This is a genomic window from Gordonia aichiensis, from assembly GCF_039946255.1.
GTDB lineage: Bacteria > Actinomycetota > Actinomycetes > Mycobacteriales > Mycobacteriaceae > Gordonia > Gordonia aichiensis_A.
Genome location: NZ_JBCDWL010000002.1, coordinates 109,711 through 125,752 on the forward strand (window position 1 = coordinate 109,711; position 16,042 = coordinate 125,752).

16 protein-coding genes are annotated in these 16,042 nt (G+C 67.5%); 12 read left to right on the forward strand and 4 right to left on the reverse strand.

Features of this window, described 5'->3' with window-relative positions:
- Nucleotides 1-2 precede the first annotated feature (2 nt).
- The gene (gene purD / locus AAFO60_RS03410; RefSeq protein WP_347954762.1) at nucleotides 3-1,256 is read left to right on the forward strand and encodes a phosphoribosylamine--glycine ligase; all 1,254 of its coding nucleotides are present in this window, start codon (nucleotides 3-5) and stop codon (nucleotides 1,254-1,256) included.
- 117 nt (nucleotides 1,257-1,373) lie between these two features.
- Here the strand turns inward: purD and AAFO60_RS03415 are convergent, their stop codons facing one another.
- The 4 genes from AAFO60_RS03415 to AAFO60_RS03430 all read right to left on the reverse strand — a co-directional run bounded on the left by AAFO60_RS03415 (nucleotide 1,374) and on the right by AAFO60_RS03430 (nucleotide 3,315).
- Nucleotides 1,374-2,333: an alpha/beta hydrolase-fold protein gene (locus tag AAFO60_RS03415; protein ID WP_424326619.1), complete on the reverse strand. Its 960-nt coding sequence runs from the start codon at nucleotides 2,331-2,333 to the stop codon at nucleotides 1,374-1,376.
- Between the two features lie 75 nt (nucleotides 2,334-2,408).
- Complete coding sequence (locus tag AAFO60_RS03420) at nucleotides 2,409-2,546, reverse strand: hypothetical protein (protein WP_347954763.1); 138 nt, start codon at nucleotides 2,544-2,546, stop codon at nucleotides 2,409-2,411.
- Nucleotides 2,547-2,586: 40 nt separating this feature from the next.
- Complete coding sequence (locus tag AAFO60_RS03425; RefSeq protein WP_347954764.1) at nucleotides 2,587-2,991, reverse strand: DUF302 domain-containing protein; 405 nt, start codon at nucleotides 2,989-2,991, stop codon at nucleotides 2,587-2,589.
- Nucleotides 2,992-3,054: 63 nt separating this feature from the next.
- Complete coding sequence (locus AAFO60_RS03430) at nucleotides 3,055-3,315, reverse strand: metal-sensitive transcriptional regulator (RefSeq protein ID WP_347954765.1); 261 nt, start codon at nucleotides 3,313-3,315, stop codon at nucleotides 3,055-3,057.
- A gap of 107 nt (nucleotides 3,316-3,422) precedes the next feature.
- Between AAFO60_RS03430 and purB the strand changes: the two genes are divergently transcribed.
- From purB to AAFO60_RS03485, 11 genes are all read left to right on the forward strand, one after another.
- Nucleotides 3,423-4,850, forward strand: coding sequence for an adenylosuccinate lyase (gene purB / locus AAFO60_RS03435; protein WP_347954766.1), 1,428 nt, complete (start codon nucleotides 3,423-3,425; stop codon nucleotides 4,848-4,850).
- A gap of 9 nt (nucleotides 4,851-4,859) precedes the next feature.
- The gene (locus AAFO60_RS03440; protein WP_347954767.1) at nucleotides 4,860-5,777 is read left to right on the forward strand and encodes a phosphoribosylaminoimidazolesuccinocarboxamide synthase; all 918 of its coding nucleotides are present in this window, start codon (nucleotides 4,860-4,862) and stop codon (nucleotides 5,775-5,777) included.
- Nucleotides 5,770-7,914, forward strand: a complete 2,145-nt coding sequence (locus tag AAFO60_RS03445) for a S9 family peptidase (protein ID WP_347954768.1) — start codon at nucleotides 5,770-5,772, stop codon at nucleotides 7,912-7,914. The genes AAFO60_RS03440 and AAFO60_RS03445 overlap by 8 nt, the downstream gene beginning before the upstream one ends.
- A 278-nt stretch (nucleotides 7,915-8,192) precedes the next feature.
- The gene (locus AAFO60_RS03450) at nucleotides 8,193-9,305 is read left to right on the forward strand and encodes an aromatic ring-hydroxylating oxygenase subunit alpha (protein WP_347954769.1); all 1,113 of its coding nucleotides are present in this window, start codon (nucleotides 8,193-8,195) and stop codon (nucleotides 9,303-9,305) included.
- A gap of 13 nt (nucleotides 9,306-9,318) precedes the next feature.
- The gene (locus AAFO60_RS03455; RefSeq protein ID WP_347954770.1) at nucleotides 9,319-9,519 is read left to right on the forward strand and encodes a ferredoxin; all 201 of its coding nucleotides are present in this window, start codon (nucleotides 9,319-9,321) and stop codon (nucleotides 9,517-9,519) included.
- Nucleotides 9,516-10,727, forward strand: a complete 1,212-nt coding sequence (locus AAFO60_RS03460; RefSeq protein ID WP_347954771.1) for an NAD(P)/FAD-dependent oxidoreductase — start codon at nucleotides 9,516-9,518, stop codon at nucleotides 10,725-10,727. Before AAFO60_RS03455 ends, AAFO60_RS03460 begins: the two co-directional genes overlap by 4 nt.
- Before the next feature lie 95 nt (nucleotides 10,728-10,822).
- Nucleotides 10,823-12,337: an APC family permease gene (locus tag AAFO60_RS03465; RefSeq protein WP_347954772.1), complete on the forward strand. Its 1,515-nt coding sequence runs from the start codon at nucleotides 10,823-10,825 to the stop codon at nucleotides 12,335-12,337.
- 70 nt (nucleotides 12,338-12,407) lie between these two features.
- Nucleotides 12,408-13,457 (forward strand): NAD(P)-dependent alcohol dehydrogenase, encoded by a 1,050-nt coding sequence (locus tag AAFO60_RS03470; RefSeq protein WP_347954773.1) that lies wholly within the window; start codon nucleotides 12,408-12,410, stop codon nucleotides 13,455-13,457.
- A 71-nt stretch (nucleotides 13,458-13,528) separates the two neighbouring features.
- Complete coding sequence (locus AAFO60_RS03475; protein WP_347955070.1) at nucleotides 13,529-14,029, forward strand: Lrp/AsnC family transcriptional regulator; 501 nt, start codon at nucleotides 13,529-13,531, stop codon at nucleotides 14,027-14,029.
- A gap of 124 nt (nucleotides 14,030-14,153) precedes the next feature.
- Entirely contained in the window at nucleotides 14,154-14,996 is an 843-nt protein-coding gene (locus tag AAFO60_RS03480; protein WP_347954774.1) for a mycofactocin-coupled SDR family oxidoreductase, read from the forward strand.
- A 131-nt stretch (nucleotides 14,997-15,127) separates the two neighbouring features.
- Nucleotides 15,128-16,042: a crotonase/enoyl-CoA hydratase family protein gene (locus AAFO60_RS03485; RefSeq protein ID WP_347954775.1), complete on the forward strand. Its 915-nt coding sequence runs from the start codon at nucleotides 15,128-15,130 to the stop codon at nucleotides 16,040-16,042.

Genomic DNA, 16,042 nt, shown 5'->3' on the forward strand with positions numbered 1-16,042 from the left:
TCGTGCGCGTACTGGTGATCGGCTCGGGCGGCCGCGAACATGCCCTGCTCCTTGGACTGGACCGCGATCCGGCGGTGACGGAACTGCATGCGGCACCGGGTAATGCCGGTACCGCGGCGCTGGCGACCAACCACGCGGTCGACGTGGCATCGGCCGACGCGGTGGTCGCGCTGGCTCGGCAGATCGCCGCCGACCTGGTGGTCATCGGTCCGGAGGTGCCACTGGTGCTCGGGGTGGCCGACGCGCTGCGCGCCGCGGGAATCGACACCTTCGGGCCGAGCGCGCAGGCTGCGCAGATCGAGGGCTCCAAGGCTTTCGCGAAGGACGTCATGGCGGCCGCCGGAGTGCGGACCGCGCGCGCCGAGATCGTCGACAATCCGGCCGAACTCGATGCCGCGCTGGATCGCTTCGGCCCCACCTGGGTGGTCAAGGACGACGGCCTCGCCGCGGGCAAGGGCGTCGTGGTGACCGCCGATCGCGCCGCGGCTCGCGCCCACGCCGCGGACTGCCTGGAGAACGGGCACCCGGTGCTGCTCGAGAGCTTCCTCGACGGACCCGAGGTGTCGCTGTTCTGCCTGGTGGATGGCGAGACGGTGGTGCCCTTGCTTCCCGCCCAGGACCACAAGCGCGTCGGCGACGGCGACAAGGGCCCCAACACCGGCGGAATGGGCGCGTACACGCCGCTGCCGTGGCTGCCGCAGTCGATGGTCGACCGCATCGTCGACGAGGTGTGCAAGCCGGTCGCCGCCGAACTGGTCAAGCGGGGCACGCCCTTCACCGGGCTGCTCTACGCCGGCCTGGCGATCGACGCCGAAGGCCCCGCCGTCGTCGAGTTCAACTGCCGCTTCGGCGATCCCGAGACGCAAGGCGTGCTGGAACTACTGGAATCGCCGCTCGGCGAGGCGTTGGCGGCCACCGCCCGCGGAACTCTCGCCGAACTGCCCCCGCTGCGGTGGCACGACGGTGCGGCCGTCGTCGTGGTCCTGGCCGCTGAGAACTATCCCGGCCGCCCCCGCATCGGCGATCCGATCACCGGGGCCGGCGCCGACGGTGTCCTGCACGCCGGCACCGCGGTCAACGATCGCGGCGAGGTCGTCTCCGCCGGTGGGCGGGTGCTGTCGGTGGTCGGCCGCGGCGCCGACCTGACGGCTGCGCGAGCCCAGGCGTACGAGCGTCTCGCGCAGGTGAAGCTGACCGGCTCCCACTTCCGCACCGACATCGGCAAGGCCGCCGAAGACGGCGCCATCCACCTTTAGTGTCCTAGTGCAGGACACTAGTGTCCCGCACAGACGGCGGCGCACCACCTGCGGAACCGGGGCGCCGCCGTCTCACGTCGTGGTCGGCGTGTCCGATCCGTGGTCCGCGGCGCGGGGTCAGCGCGCCAGGTTGCGGCCGAGGAACTCCACCTGGTCGGGCAGCACGGAACGCCAGAAGCGATTGGTGTGCCCGCCCGGGGTGGTGGAGAAGGCGGCGGGCGGGTGCAGATCGGCCGCCCACTGCCGGGTGTAGGTATAGAACTGGTCGGCCATGCCGATCGAGATCATCAGCGGAATCTTGCTGAACGCGTGTTGTTGACCGAACAGCGAGTTGGTCGCGTAGTCGGCGTACGAGTCGAAGGCACGCGGCGGGAAGTTGTTGGGATCGCCCCACATCGCCGGCGAACTCACCGCGATCGCCGCCACGCGCGGAGCTCCGATCAGCGCTCCCAGGCGCAGCGCGCCGTAGCCGCCCATCGACCAGCCGTAGAGGCCGATGCGGTCGGTCCGCAGGTTCAGCTCCGGACTGGTGTCGAGCATGGGGATGAACTCGTCGATGATCATCGCCGCGCCGTCGGCGCCGTCGGTGCGCGCATGGAAGTAGTTGCGTCCGACGTCGACGCTGGCCACCGCGAACGGCGGATTCCCCGCGTTCACGTATTGCTGGACCACGCCCTGGATGTTGAGCGCCTGGCCGAAGATGCTGCGCTCGTTGGTGTTCAGCGCATGCGCGACGATCAGGACCGGCAGTTCGCCGGTCACTCCGCTCGGGCGGGTGAGCGCCCACCGGGTCTCGCGCCCGGCCATCTTCGCCGACACGAAGCTGCCGCTGATCAGCGGCGGGTCGGTCGGGATCTGCGGGGGAGCGGTCTCGGTCGGCAGTCGGTCGTCGCCGCCGATGTTGGCGGCTTCCTTCGGCGACAGCGCCTCGGCGCCGCCGCACGCGGTGACGCCGCCGAGTGCGGCCAGTCCCGCGAGGCCGCCGAGCATCGCCCGGCGCGACAGCAGTCGCCGCGACGCCACCGGAAGATCGGCGGACGTCGCGGCGAATGGGAGGCGATGACGGTACGAAGACATTTCGGACCGAAGTCTACCGGCTCGATCCGGCCGGGCGCCCCGCAGCGACCGTTCGTGGGACCGTTCGTGGGACGGTCAGTGCGTGGTCAGGCGCGGATCGGGGCAGGTGCACCGCTGCTCGGCCGGCACCGGGCGCATCACGTCCGCGACGTGCTCGCCGCAGCCGTCCCAGGTGACCTTGCCGCACGTGTTGCATGAGACGGGAAAGCACATAGTCGAGATTCCTTCGGTTGGGGATCGGGGGATCGGGGGATCAGGCGTCGGCGGTCAGTGAGGTGACCGCGGCGGTCAGCTTGTCGGTGGCCTCGTCGGCGACGGACTTGAGTTCCGGATTGTCGACGACGTCGACCATCAGTCCCGGGTTCATCGCCTCGACGATGCTGCGCCCGGGATCGTCGGCGTCGCTGCGCACGACGACGTTGCAGGGCAGCAGCAGGCCGATCTGTCGTTCGGCGGTCACCGCGCGGTGCGCCAGCGGGGGATTGCAGGCGCCGAGGATCACGTAGCCCTCCATCTCGGCGCCGATCTTGGTCTTGAGGGTGGCCGCCATGTCGATCTCGGTGAGAACGCCGAAGCCCTGCGCGGCGAGGGCCTCCTTGGTGCGGGCGACGGCTTCGTCGAGCGGCGCGTCGACGGTGGTGGCGATGGCGAGGTTCATGACGGCTCCTGTCTCTTGGATCTTGCTCTCGGGTCGAATCCCGGTGGGCGGAACTGGCGGGTCTCAGGCGAGGGTCAGGAACAGCTTCTCGAGCGTCTCCATGTCGGGCCCGGATTCGCCCGGGTCGGTGAGGCATTCGCGCAGATTGGTGGCGATGATCTTGAACCCGGCGCGGTCGAGGGCACGCGAGACCGCGGCCAGCTGGGTCACGATGTCTTTGCAGTCACGGCCGTCTTCGATCATCGTGATGACGCCGCCGAGTTGCCCCTGCGCGCGGCGCAGGCGGTTCAGCACGGCCGTCGTCGAATCCTTGTCGCCCTGCATCGGGTTCCTCCTCGGGGTTGGCTTACGCATTCACTATACCCCAGGGGGTATCTGTCGTGCATCATCCTTTTCGCTGGAGTCGGCGGTGGGCACTACACTTCACAGGCGTGGGTAAACCGGCTATCAGCAACGTCCTGGCCAATCGCTACGCATCCGCGGATCTGTCGCAGATCTGGTCTCCGAGCAACAAGATCGCCCTGGAGCGCAGGCTCTGGATCGCGGTCCTCAAAGCGCAGAGTGAACTCGGCATCGCGGTGCCCGCCGAGGCGATCGCCGACTACGAGCGCGTGGTCGACGACATCGACCTCGACTCGATCGCCGACCGCGAGCGCGTCACCCGGCACGACGTCAAGGCGCGCATCGAGGAGTTCAACGCCCTCGCCGGTCACGAGCAGATCCACAAGGGCATGACCAGCCGCGATCTCACCGAGAACGTCGAGCAGCTGCAGGTCCTGCAGTCGCTGAATCACGTCCGTGCACACGGCATCGCGACGCTGGCGCGGGTCACCGAGCGCGCCGCCCAGTACGGGTCCGTCGTGATGGCCGGCCGCAGTCACAACGTCGCCGCGCAGGCCACCACCCTCGGCAAGCGGTTCGCCTCGGCCGCAGACGAGCTGATGCTGGCGCTGACCCGCCTCGACGAACTGACCGCGCGCTACCCGCTGCGCGGCATCAAGGGCCCGATGGGCACCAGCCAGGACATGCTCGACCTCCTCGACGGCGACGCCGACAAGCTGGCGACCCTCGAAGACAAGGTCGCCGCCCACCTCGGGTTCGCCAACGCCTTCACCTCGGTGGGCCAGGTGTACCCGCGCTCGCTCGACTTCGACGTCGTCTCCGCCCTGGTGCAGCTGGCTGCGGGACCGTCGTCGTTGGCCACCACGATCCGCCTGATGGCCGGCCACGAACTGGTCACCGAGGGCTTCCAGCCCGGACAGGTCGGCAGCTCGGCCATGCCGCACAAGATGAACACCCGCAGCTGCGAGCGCGTCAACGGTCTCGCGGTGATCCTGCGCGGCTACGCGTCGATGACCGGCGAGCTCGCCGGCGCGCAGTGGAACGAGGGCGACGTCTTCTGCTCGGTGGTGCGCCGCGTCGCTCTGCCGGACGCCTTCTTCGCGATCGACGGACTGATGGAGACCTTCCTGACCGTCCTCGCCGAGTTCGGCGCCTACCCGGCCGTCATCGCCAACGAGCTCGACCGCTACCTGCCCTTCCTGGCGACCACCAAGGTGCTGATGGCGTCGGTGCGCGCCGGCGTCGGCCGCGAGACCGCGCACGAGGCGATCAAGGAGAACGCCGTGGCCGTCGCGCTGGCGATGCGCGAGGAGGGCCGCGAACCGGATCTGCTCGATCGGCTGGCCGCCGACGAGCGCATCCCGCTCGACCGCACGCAGCTCGACGAGTTGATCGCCGACAAGTCGGCCTTCGTCGGTGCCGCGGAGGCGCAGGTGGCGGCGGTGGTCGCCGCCGCGTCGGTCTGGATCGACGCCGACCCCGAGGCCGCGGCCTACACGCCCGCACCGATCCTTTAGGAGACCGCCATGCGACCGACCCTCGCCGACTATCGGCACATCGCGTCCGGCAAGGTGCGCGACATCTACCAGATCGACGACGACACCCTGCTGCTGGTCACCTCCGACCGCATCTCGGCGTACGACTTCATCCTCGACACCGCCATCCCCGACAAGGGGCGGATCCTGACCGCCGCCAGCTTCTTCTGGTTCGAGCAGCTCGGCGTGCCCAACCACCTCGACGGCGGGCCCACCGACGAGCGGATCCCCGCCGACCTCGTCGGCCGGTCGATGGTCGTCAAGAAGCTGCCGATGGTGCAGGTGGAGTGCGTGGCCCGCGGCTACCTGACCGGGTCCGGGCTCGTCGACTACACCGCGACGGGCGCCGTCTGCGGGGTGGCGCTGCCTGCCGGTCTCGGCGAGGCGGACAAGCTGCCCGCACCGATCTTCACTCCGGCCACCAAGGCCGCGATGGGCGATCACGACGAGAATGTGAGCTTCGAGCACGTGGCCGCGACCGTCGGCGAGGAGCTGGCGACGCGCCTGCGGGAGACGACCCTCGACATCTACGGCCGGGCCGCCGATCTCGCCGCCGACCGCGGCATCATCCTGGCCGACACCAAGTTCGAGTTCGGGCAGGCGCCCGACGGCTCGCTCGTCCTTGCCGACGAGGTCCTCACGCCCGACTCGTCCCGTTACTGGGATGCGGCGACCTATGAGCCGGGCCGCGTCCAGCCGAGCTTCGACAAGCAGATCGTCCGCAACTGGCTCACCGGCCCCGACTCGGGTTGGGACCGCAAGAGCGAGCAGCAGCCGCCGGCGCTGCCCGCCGACGTCGTCGACCGCACGCGGGCCCGCTACATCGAGGCGTACGAGCGGATCTCGCGGCGCAGCTTCGCCGACTGGCCCGACCGGCTCAGCGACGATGCGAACGGCCGTCATGGCTGATCGGGTGACGCCCCCGGTTGCGAAGAAGGTTCCGACCCGGCGGATCCACCACGGCGACACCGTCGTCGACGACTACGAGTGGCTGCGCGCGAAGGACGATCCCGAGGTCATCGCGTACCTCGAGGGGCAGAACGCCTTCGTCGAGCAGGAGACCGCGCACCTGGCGCCCTTGCGCGACGAGATCTTCGCCGAGATCAAGTCGCGCGTCCAGGAGACGGACATGAGCGTCCCCACGCGCAGCGGCCGGTACTGGTACTACACCCGCACCACCGAGGGGCTGGCGTACGGTTCGCGGTGCCGCAGCCCGATCGTCGACGCCGACGACTGGACTCCGCCGCACGTGCAGCCCGGAGTGCCGCTGCCGGGCGAGGAGGTCTTCTTCGACGCGAACGCCGAAGCCGAGGGGCACGACTTCTTCAGCCTCGGTGCGATGTCGGTGAGCCACGACGGTGACTGGCTCGCCTACAGCGTCGACGTGGTCGGCGACGAGCGGTACACGCTGCGGATCAAGAACCTGGTGACCGGGGAACTGCTGCCCGACACCATCAGCGGCGTCGCGGCCGGCGCCACCTGGTCGCTCGACGCCCGCTACCTCTTCTACACGACGGTCGACGACGCCTGGCGTCCGGACACCGTCTGGCGCCACGAGGTCGGTTCGACCGACCCCGACGTGCAGGTCTACCACGATCCCGACGAGCGGTACTGGGTCGGCATCGGCACGACGCAGAGCGACGAGTACCTGGTCATCGGCGCCGGCTCGAAGGTGACCTCCGAGGCGCTGGTGCTGCGCGCCGACGATCCGACCGGCGAGTTCGTCAGCGTCGCCGGCCGCACCGAGGGCGTGGAGTACTCGGTCGAGCACGCGCGGATCGACGGCGCGGACTGGTTCGTGGTGGTGCACAACGACGAGGTCGACGGTCGCAAGGCGATCGACTTCGCCGTCGACCTGGTGCCGGTCGGCGACTTCTCCGCACGGCGGCCGTTGATCGCGCACCGACCCGGCAGGCGGGTGGAGGACGTCGACTGCTTCCGCGACTACCTGGTGCTCTCGTACCGGGCGGAGGCCCTGCCGCGGTTGGCGATCGCCGACCTGCGGCGTATCGACGGGCTCCCGGCGGCGGACGACTTCGTCGAGGTGACCTTCGATCAGGAGCTGTACTCGGCCGGGCTCGGCGCCAATGCCGAGTGGGAGACGCCGAAGCTGCGGATCGGATACGCCGGCTACGTCGACCCGACCGAGGTCATCGACCTGGACGTCGCCACCGGGGAACGCACGCTGCTGCGCCGACAGCCGGTGCTCGGCGGCTACGAGCCCGCCGACTACGTGGCGGTCCGCGAGTGGGCGGTGGCCGGCGACGGCACCCGAGTGCCGGTGTCGCTGGTGTTTCGCCGCGATCTGGACCGGTCGGAGCCCGCGCCGATGTTGCTGTACGGGTACGGCTCGTACGAGTCGTGCCTGGATCCGGGCTTCTCGGTCTCGCGGCTGTCGCTGCTCGACCGCGGCGTCGTGATGGCCTTCGCGCACATCCGCGGCGGCGGCGAGATGGGCCGGCTCTGGTACGAGAACGGCAAGACGCTCACCAAGAAGAACACCTTCACCGACTTCGTCGACGTGGCCCGCCACCTGATCGACACCGGTTGGACCTCGCCCGAGCACCTGGTCGCGGAGGGCGGAAGCGCGGGCGGTCTGCTGATGGGCGCGGTGGTGAACCTGGCGCCGGAGCTGTTCAACGGCATCCTCGCCGTCGTCCCGTTCGTCGACGCCCTCAACTCGATCCTGGATCCGTCGCTGCCGCTGACGGTGATCGAGTGGGACGAGTGGGGCGACCCGCTGCACGACCCGGACGTGTACGCGTACATGAAGTCGTACACCCCGTACGAGAACGTGCGGGAGCAGGCGTACCCGGCGATCCTCGCCGAGAACTCCCTGCACGACACCCGGGTCTTGTTCGTCGAGGCGGCGAAATGGGTTGCGCGACTTCAGGAGTGCACCACCTCGGAGAACCCGGTGCTGCTCAAGACCGAGATGTCGGCCGGGCACGGCGGCGTCTCGGGCCGGTACAAGCAGTGGGAGGAGACGGCCTTCGAGCTGTCGTGGATCCTGCAGCAGTCGGGGGCGCTGAGGGTCACCGGCTGATCGTCCCAGGCATCGCATAGCAGAAGCGGACGTCCGCCCAGTTCAGTACTGAACTGGGCGGACGTCCGCATTTTCGGGTCGGTCTGGCGAGGGCGTGTGGAATGCGGCGTTCACGTTGTGGAGCAGAAATGTGTATTGCGAAGCACTCTGCAATATCAACTACGCGATCCTCAGTTTCTAAGGTGTATCACTTGACATTGCGTAGCATGAAGCCCATCATTGAGTGCAGTCGATGTGAGGCCCACCACACATTGAGGCATCTGAAGGGAAACAGTCGAATGACCATTTCGATGGATGACGTCAACCAGCGCTACGAGATCCCCGGCCTCGAACCGCTGACCGCGTCCCTGAACGACGGCGGTGGTCTGCCTGCGCCGTACTATTTCGCGCCCGAGATCTATCGCCTCGAACAGGAGAAGATCTTCGCCAAGTCGTGGAGCTACGCATGCCACGAGTCCGCAGTCGCCAAGCCCGGTGATTACGCGGTCACCCGAGCGGGGAATGTGCCGATCATCGTGACCCACGGTCGCGACGGCGAACTGCGCGCCTTCGTCAACGCCTGCCGCCACCGGCTGCACTCATTGGCCGAGGAGAACGGCAACAAGCCCTTGCTGCAGTGCCCGTATCACGGCTGGACGTATGGCTTGGACGGGCAGCTTCGCACGGCACCGCGATCAGATCGCGAGCGCAACTTCGACTGCTCGACGATCTCGCTGGAACCGGTCGCAGTGGAGCGCTGGGACCAGTGGGTGTTCGTCAATCCGGACCCCGGTGCGGCCCCGCTCGCCGGATACGTCTCGGGAATCGCCGACCGTGCCGCCACGATCAACGAAGACCTGCAAGGCTACGAGTTCCAGGTGCGCTACGAGTACGACATGGACTGCAACTGGAAGCTGTGGGCCGAGAACGCAGTCGAGTGCTACCACTGCCCGACCCTGCACAAGTCGAGTTTCGGCAAGACCTATCAGACCTCGCCGGATGACTACGAGATCGACTCCGACGCCCACACCATCTGGCACAAGGCGCCCATCCGCTGGCTGCCGTCCGAGGTGAGTCCGGACGGGCTCAAGGGGTTCCGCTTCGCCTTCACCTTCCCGTCGTCGTTCTTCGCGCTCGACGACTACGTCGGATTCGTCGGCAGCGTTCAGCCGGTCTCCCCGGAGAAGTGCTGGGCCTTCGTCGACATGTATGCCAAGCCCGGTGCCGACCCCGTGGTGGTGAAGGAATGGCTCGACATGTGGGATCGCACGCTGATCGAGGACAAGCGGGCCACCGACATCCAGCAGATCGGGTACAACTCGGGGAAGATCCCGGCGGGCCGGCTCATGCTCGACAGCGAGAGCCCGCTGCAGAGCTTCACGCAGGGCGTCGTCGACGCGCTGCACGCGTGAGAGCGAGCCGACGATGACTGCGAGAGTCTCCGCCGACCTCACGAAATGCGAGGGGTACGCCAACTGTGTCGTCGCTGAACCGGAGTTCTTCGACCTCGACGACTCCGGCAAGGTACACCTGCTCCGGATCGACGTCGCCGACGATCGTCTGGCCGCGGTGCGCGAGGCGGTCGCCTCATGCCCGGCCGGTGCACTGAGGTTGGAGGAGGGATGACCCGAGGAGTTGTCATCGCCGGGGCCTCGCTGGCCGGCCTGCGCGTCGCGGAAGGGCTGCGCACCAACGGATTCGATGGCCCCATCACCATGATCGGCGATGAGCGCCGCCTGCCGTACGACCGACCTCCACTGTCGAAGGGGGTCCTCACCGGTGCGGTCGAGCCCGCTGCGGCGGCCTTTCGCGATGCGGAGTGGTTCACCGATTCGGGCATCGATCTGCGGCTCGGTGAGACCGCGCTGTCCGTCGAGGTCGATGCGCGACGATTGATCACCGACGGCGGTGACATCGGTTACGCACAGCTGGTGATCGCGACCGGGGGCCGAGCTCGCAATCCTTTTCCCGAACTGTCGGGAGTGCTGACCCTGCGGACGGCAGACGATGCGCTGAACCTGCGAGAGCGACTGAACGACGCTGAGCGCCTCGTCGTCATCGGCGGCGGCTTCATCGGCATGGAAGTCGCCTCGTCGGCACGCAGTCTCGGTGTCGAGGTCACGTTGATCGAAGCAGCGCCGATGCCGTTGTCGCGGAACCTGGGTGATCTCGTCGCCCCGGTCTTCACTGAGATCGCACGCAGCCACGGCGTCGACATCCGCTGCGGATCCGGAGTGCGGCTCCTCGAGGGATCCGACGAAGCGGGAGGCGGCGGCGCGGTCCGTGCAGTCATCCTCAATGACGGCACCCGCATCGATACCGATCTGGTGGTCGTCGGAGTCGGCTCGATCCCCAATGTCGAATGGCTGGCCGAATCCGAGGTGGTGACCAGCGGTCTCGGCGTGCACTGCGACGCGCACGGAGCCGCTGGGCCGGACGTCTGGGCGGTCGGGGACGTCGCGGCCTGGCTCGACGGCACCGGTACGCGACGTCGACACGAGCACTGGACGTCGGCCGTCGATCAGGCGCGGGTCCTCGCCGGCAATCTGCTGTCGCCCGAGCGTCGTTCAGTGACCACTGCAGGGTATGTCTGGTCCGACCAGTTCGGGCGACGGATCAACATCGTCGGCGACACCGCCGGCGCCGGTTCCACACACCTGATCTCCGACGGTCCCGACGACCTTGCCGCGATCTACGCGGTCGACCAAGCCGTCGTCGGCGCGTGCGTCGTCGGTCAGCCGAAACTCATGGTGAACGCCCGTCGATGGGTGGCGTCCAATGCGCCGATCGACGTCGTACACGAGTTCTCCGCCGGCGCAGCCCCACGCGGCTGACCCCGCCGGCCACACAAGAGGCAGTCCCTCACTTCTCGCGACTCCCGCAGCCTGCAACCGTCGCGCCCCCAATCTCAGCAACTCTGGAGGAGTTCATGAGTGCAGCTGAAGTATCCGGATCCGATTCCGCTCCCGGAATCGAGACCGTCCTGGAACCCGACACGATCATTTCGATGCCGCCCGAACCAGGGGAGCGGATCGTCGGCGACGAGCCTCAGATGGTTCGCAGCCTCACCTGGCGCGACGGGATGGTCTTCGCGCTGAACATGCCGATCGGCCTGTTCCTCACCCTCGGCTACACGGTCGGCGCCATCGGCGGATGGACGGCCATCACGATCTGGGCCGTCGCATGCACCTTCGCCCTGCTTCAGAACAACCTGTTCGCCGAATTGGCGGCGATGTTCCCCAATCGCTCGGGCGGCATCTCGGTGTACGCGTACGAGGGTTGGAAACGGCACTTCGCCCCCTTGGGAGCGATCGCCGCATTCGGCTACTGGATGGGTTGGTCGCTGTCGCTGTCGGTGGAGGGCGTCGTCCTCGGCACCTTGATCGAGAACGCCTTCTTCCCCGACAACGACGTGGTCCTGCATCTACCGATCGGCAACGATCTCAAGCTTCCCTACCTGATCGCGATCGGCGCCATCGTCTCGGCGTGGGCGTTGAACTACTTCGGCGTCAAGATCGCCGCCGGCGTTGCACGGATCACCGGCGCCCTGCTCGTGCTCGGACTCGCCGTGCTGGTGATCGGCCCCTTCGTCTCGCCGCACGCCGACTTCGACATGAGCCGCGTCTCGTGGGGCGGAACCACAGAGCATCTGGACTGGAAGGTCATCGTGGTGTGGTTCTACATCACGGCGTGGACCACCTACGGCACCGAAGTGTGCGCGAGCTTCTCGGCCGAGTACAAGAATCCCGCGACCGACGCGCCGCGCGCGCTGCGTCGTTCCGCGGTGATGATCCTGGGGATCTACATCCTGGTTCCCTACGTCGTGTGCGGGGCGCTCGGTGAGACGGTCATCGGCAACAACCCGGTCAACTACATCGGCCTGGCATTCGACAAGATCCTCGGCTCATACTCCTGGCTGGGCGAGATCCCGATCATGGCGGCGTTCGTGATTGCGATGATGACCGCCACCGCGGACGGCGGCCGTTCGCTGTGCGGGATCGCCCGGTCCGGCGGGACGATCAAGCAACTCGGCGAACTGAACCGGTTCGGAGTGCCCGGTCGCGCGTTGACGACCGACATGGTCATCAACGTCCTGGTGCTCATCATCCTCGGTGAGCCGATCGCGATCCTGCTCGCGAGCAACCTGGGGTACCTGAGCGCGGTGACCCTCGCGGTGGGCGCCTTCGTCCTGCTGCGACGGGATCGGCCACGCGCACATCGCCCGGTCCGGTTGGGCGATCACTGGGTGTACATCGCGATGGTGCTGTTCCTGATCAACTGTTTCGCCATCGTCATCGGAATCACCAACCCCGGCCTGACTGGGTACGGCGGACTCACCGAGACCATCACCGGCATCGGGATCCTGCTGTTCGCCTGCGTCCTCTGGTACTACCGCCAGCGAATCCAGGACAAGGCGGACATCGCCTGGCGAATTCGCGACTGACCGCCACCACCGCCACACCATCTCTGCGTCATTCAGATCGGGACGGCCTCGTCCCGGCAAGGAGGAGAAAATGAAAGCAATCCGCGTGCACCAGTACGACGTCAACCCGTCACTCGACGAGGTCGAGCGCCCGTCGGTCGCCGCACCGCACGATGTGATCGTCCGAGTGGAAGGCGCCGGCGTCTGCCGAACCGACCTCCACATCATCGAGGGCCAATGGCAGAACAAGAGTGAGGTCGCGCTGCCATACACGATCGGTCACGAGAATGCCGGGACGGTCGTGGAGGTCGGCTCCGCGGTGTCCAATGTCGAGGTCGGTGACAAGGTCATTCTGCATCCGCTCGCCACATGCGGGCTGTGTGCGGCGTGTCGGCGAGGCGACGATGTGCACTGCACGTGTTCGGAGTTTCCCGGCATCGACGTCGACGGCGGCATGGCCGAGTACCTGCGCACTTCGGCCCGGAGCGTCGTCAAACTCGATCCTTCGCTCGAGCCGGCCGATGTGGCGGCACTCGCCGATGCCGGGCTGACCGCCTATCACGCAGCGCGTAAGGCCGCTGCCACGCTCGGTCCGGGATCCACCGCGGTGATCATCGGTGCCGGCGGCCTCGGCCACATCGGCGTCCAGGTGATGAAGGCGCTCTCGCCCGCTCGGTTGATCGTCGTCGATCGGTCTGAGGCGGCCCTGGACCTGGCCCGAGAGATCGGTGCGGATGTGACCGTCGTGGCCGACGGCACCGAGGCCGCCCGGGTGCTGGAGCTGACCGACGGCGACGGTGCGGAAGCGGTCCTCGACTTCGTCGGCGAGGGCGGCGCGGTGGAGGCTGGTATCGCGATGCTCAAGCGTGCCGGCGACTTCTACGTCATCGGCTACGGCGGTGAACTGCGAGTGCCGACGATCGACGTGATCAGCACGGAGATCAACTTCATCGGGAACCTGGTGGGGACCTACACCGATCTGGTGGAGTTGATGGCCCTCGCTGCGCAGGGCCGTGTTCACCTGCACACCGTGCAGTACCACTTCTCCGACTTCCAGAAGGCGCTGGACGATCTGCATCACGGCCGCGTTCGGGGCCGTGCCGTCCTGGTTCCCGACGAGACGGTGATCGCGCCGGTCTGACCGGCGCGACATGACGGCGTGGCCCTGCGGTGAGCGATTCTGGAACTGCCTATGATGGGCAGGTGCGACGGATGCAGCGGAACGGCCGGGAGGTTCCCGAAGACGCCGACGATGCCGTCGCCCTCGTCCTCGACGACATCGATCGGGGGATCCTCTCGAAGCTGCAGGAGGACGGTCGGGCCCCGTACCGTCAGATCGGCCGGGAACTCGGCACCTCCGAGGGCACCGTCCGGACCCGGGTCGGCCGCATGCAGGAAGCCGGGATCCTCAACATCATCGCGATCGCCGATCCGGTTCGGCTCGGGTACAGCGTCCTCGCGTTCGTCCTGCTGCGACTGGCTCCCGGCGCCCACGACCGCGTGGTGGAGGAGTTGACCACCTGGCAGGAGTGCACGTACGTCTCGTCGTGCATCGGCGGGGCCGACGTGTACGCCCAGATCGTCTGCCGCGACAACGATCATCTCGGCGAACTGCTTCATCGACGGATCCCCGCCGTCGGTGGCATCGAACACGTGGAGACCTTCATCGAGTTGAAGATGCATAAGGTCTCGTACACGTACGAACTCGACTGACGTCGAGCCTCTTTCATCCGACGCCGGTGCGAGCCGGGTCGTGACCTTCTCGACAACACCTGCGCCGTACGACGCCGTCGACGGTGCGGTGAGTTGTCCTCACCTTCATTGATTGGAGCTTCAGATGAGTGGACGCGTAGCAGGCAAGGTGGCATTCGTGACCGGCGCCGCGCGAGGCCAGGGCCGCAGTCACGCGGTGCGTCTCGCGCAGGAGGGAGCCGACATCATCGCAGTGGACGTCTGCGGTCCGGTCGGCGACACCGAGCGCTTCTATCCGCCCGCGACCAGGGAGGATCTTGCTGAGACCGAGCGCCTGGTTCGTGCGGAAGGCGGCGACGTCCACGCCTTCGTCGCCGACGTTCGGGATTTCGACGGACTCGCCGACGGGCTGACCGCCGGCGTGGCTGCCCTCGGCCGCCTCGACATCGTGTGCGCCAACGCAGGCATCTTCCAGTTCGGCTCGGACGTGCAGAACACTGCGGGGTCCGACTGGGACGATGTGCTCGGTGTCAACATCACCGGTGTCTTCAACACGTGCAAGGCTGCGGTACCGCACCTGGTGGCGGGCGGTCGCGGCGGAGCGATGGTGCTCACCGCCTCGGATGCGGGGTCGAAGGGCTTCGCCAACTTCGGTCACTATGTTGCTTCGAAGCATGCGGTGCTCGGTCTGATGAAGACCTTGATGCTCGAACTCGCCCCGCACTCGATCCGGGTCAACGTGGTGTCACCGACCAACTGCAACACCACCATGATCCAGAACGACGCGGTGTACAAGCTGTTCCGACCGGACTTGGAGGCGCCGACCGAGGCGGAGTTCGCCGAGTCCTCGGGAACCCTCCTCGCGCTGCCCGCTCCCTGGGTCGAGCCCGTCGACGTCTCGAACGCGGTCCTGTTCCTCGCCTCCGACGAGGCGCGCTTCGTCACGGGACTGAACCTCACCGTAGACGGCGGATCTGCGGCGATGTGATCGCGTCCGGGCAGTGACCAGGGGTCGTCGGTACGAGCCGACGGCCCCTGTTCGCTCTCCTGTGACGAAATCATTGACAGTCCAGACGGACTGTGAAAACGTGAGGGGCACCACGCGAACAAGGAGCGCGGATGTCTTTCCAGGGAACCGTCGTCGATTACGAAGTGCGCGAACACTGCGCCTACCTCACGCTGAACCGGCCGGAGCGGCTCAACGCGATCACCGCGGAGATGGGCGAGCAACTCGCCGAGGCGGTCGCGGCCGCAAACGCCGACGACACCGTTCGGGTCATCGTTCTGCAGGGGGCCGGGCGTGCCTTCTGCGCCGGCTACGACCTCAAGCTGTACGCCGAAGGCGGCGTCGACCATCAGGGGCAGGTCTGGGATCCCATTCAAGACTTCCGGCTGATGAAGGCGAACACCGAGAACTTCTTCTCCCTCTGGCGCTCGGCGAAGCCGACGATCGCGAAAGTGCACGGCTACGCCGTCGCCGGGGGAAGCGACATCGCCCTCTCCTGCGACCTCGTCGTGATGGCCGAGGACGCCGAGATCGGGTACATGCCCGCCCGCATCTGGGGCTGCCCCACCACCGCCATGTGGGTGTATCGACTCGGGGCGGAGAAGGCCAAGCGCATGCTCCTGACCGGCGACACGATCGACGGCGCGCAGGCCAAGGACTGGGGACTGGTCATCGACGCCGTCCCGGCCGACCGGCTCGACGAAGCCGTCGACGCGCTGGTCCAGCGGATGTCGGGCGTCCCGATCAACCAGCTCGTCATGCAGAAGATGATGATCAACCAGGCCTACGACAACATGGGGCTGCAGAGCACTCAGAACATGGCGGTGCTGTTCGACGGGATCACTCGGCACTCACCGGAGGGGCGGTGGTTCGTCGACTTCGCTCAGGAGCACGGCTTCGGTGCGGCCGTCCAATGGCGCGACACCGGCCGTTTCATCCCGGACGGCGGCGGCGACGTCCCAGCAGACGACGAGATCGAGCAGATGCGGCGCGAGCGCGACGCCAGGGCCGCGGACGGGCGGAAGTGA

Bases quoted from the DNA above. Each gene is read 5' to 3' on its own strand.
- AAFO60_RS03415 (WP_424326619.1), bottom strand. From the start codon at position 2,333: ATGTCTTCGTACCGTCATCGCCTCCCATTCGCCGCGACGTCCGCCGAT.
- AAFO60_RS03420 (WP_347954763.1), bottom strand. From the start codon at position 2,546: ATGTGCTTTCCCGTCTCATGCAACACGTGCGGCAAGGTCACCTGGGAC.
- AAFO60_RS03425 (WP_347954764.1), bottom strand. From the start codon at position 2,991: ATGAACCTCGCCATCGCCACCACCGTCGACGCGCCGCTCGACGAAGCC.
- AAFO60_RS03430 (WP_347954765.1), bottom strand. From the start codon at position 3,315: ATGCAGGGCGACAAGGATTCGACGACGGCCGTGCTGAACCGCCTGCGC.
- AAFO60_RS03440 (WP_347954767.1), top strand. From the start codon at position 4,860: ATGCGACCGACCCTCGCCGACTATCGGCACATCGCGTCCGGCAAGGTG.
- AAFO60_RS03445 (WP_347954768.1), top strand. From the start codon at position 5,770: ATGGCTGATCGGGTGACGCCCCCGGTTGCGAAGAAGGTTCCGACCCGG.
- AAFO60_RS03450 (WP_347954769.1), top strand. From the start codon at position 8,193: ATGACCATTTCGATGGATGACGTCAACCAGCGCTACGAGATCCCCGGC.
- AAFO60_RS03455 (WP_347954770.1), top strand. From the start codon at position 9,319: ATGACTGCGAGAGTCTCCGCCGACCTCACGAAATGCGAGGGGTACGCC.
- AAFO60_RS03460 (WP_347954771.1), top strand. From the start codon at position 9,516: ATGACCCGAGGAGTTGTCATCGCCGGGGCCTCGCTGGCCGGCCTGCGC.
- AAFO60_RS03465 (WP_347954772.1), top strand. From the start codon at position 10,823: ATGAGTGCAGCTGAAGTATCCGGATCCGATTCCGCTCCCGGAATCGAG.
- AAFO60_RS03470 (WP_347954773.1), top strand. From the start codon at position 12,408: ATGAAAGCAATCCGCGTGCACCAGTACGACGTCAACCCGTCACTCGAC.
- AAFO60_RS03475 (WP_347955070.1), top strand. From the start codon at position 13,529: ATGCAGCGGAACGGCCGGGAGGTTCCCGAAGACGCCGACGATGCCGTC.
- AAFO60_RS03480 (WP_347954774.1), top strand. From the start codon at position 14,154: ATGAGTGGACGCGTAGCAGGCAAGGTGGCATTCGTGACCGGCGCCGCG.
- AAFO60_RS03485 (WP_347954775.1), top strand. From the start codon at position 15,128: ATGTCTTTCCAGGGAACCGTCGTCGATTACGAAGTGCGCGAACACTGC.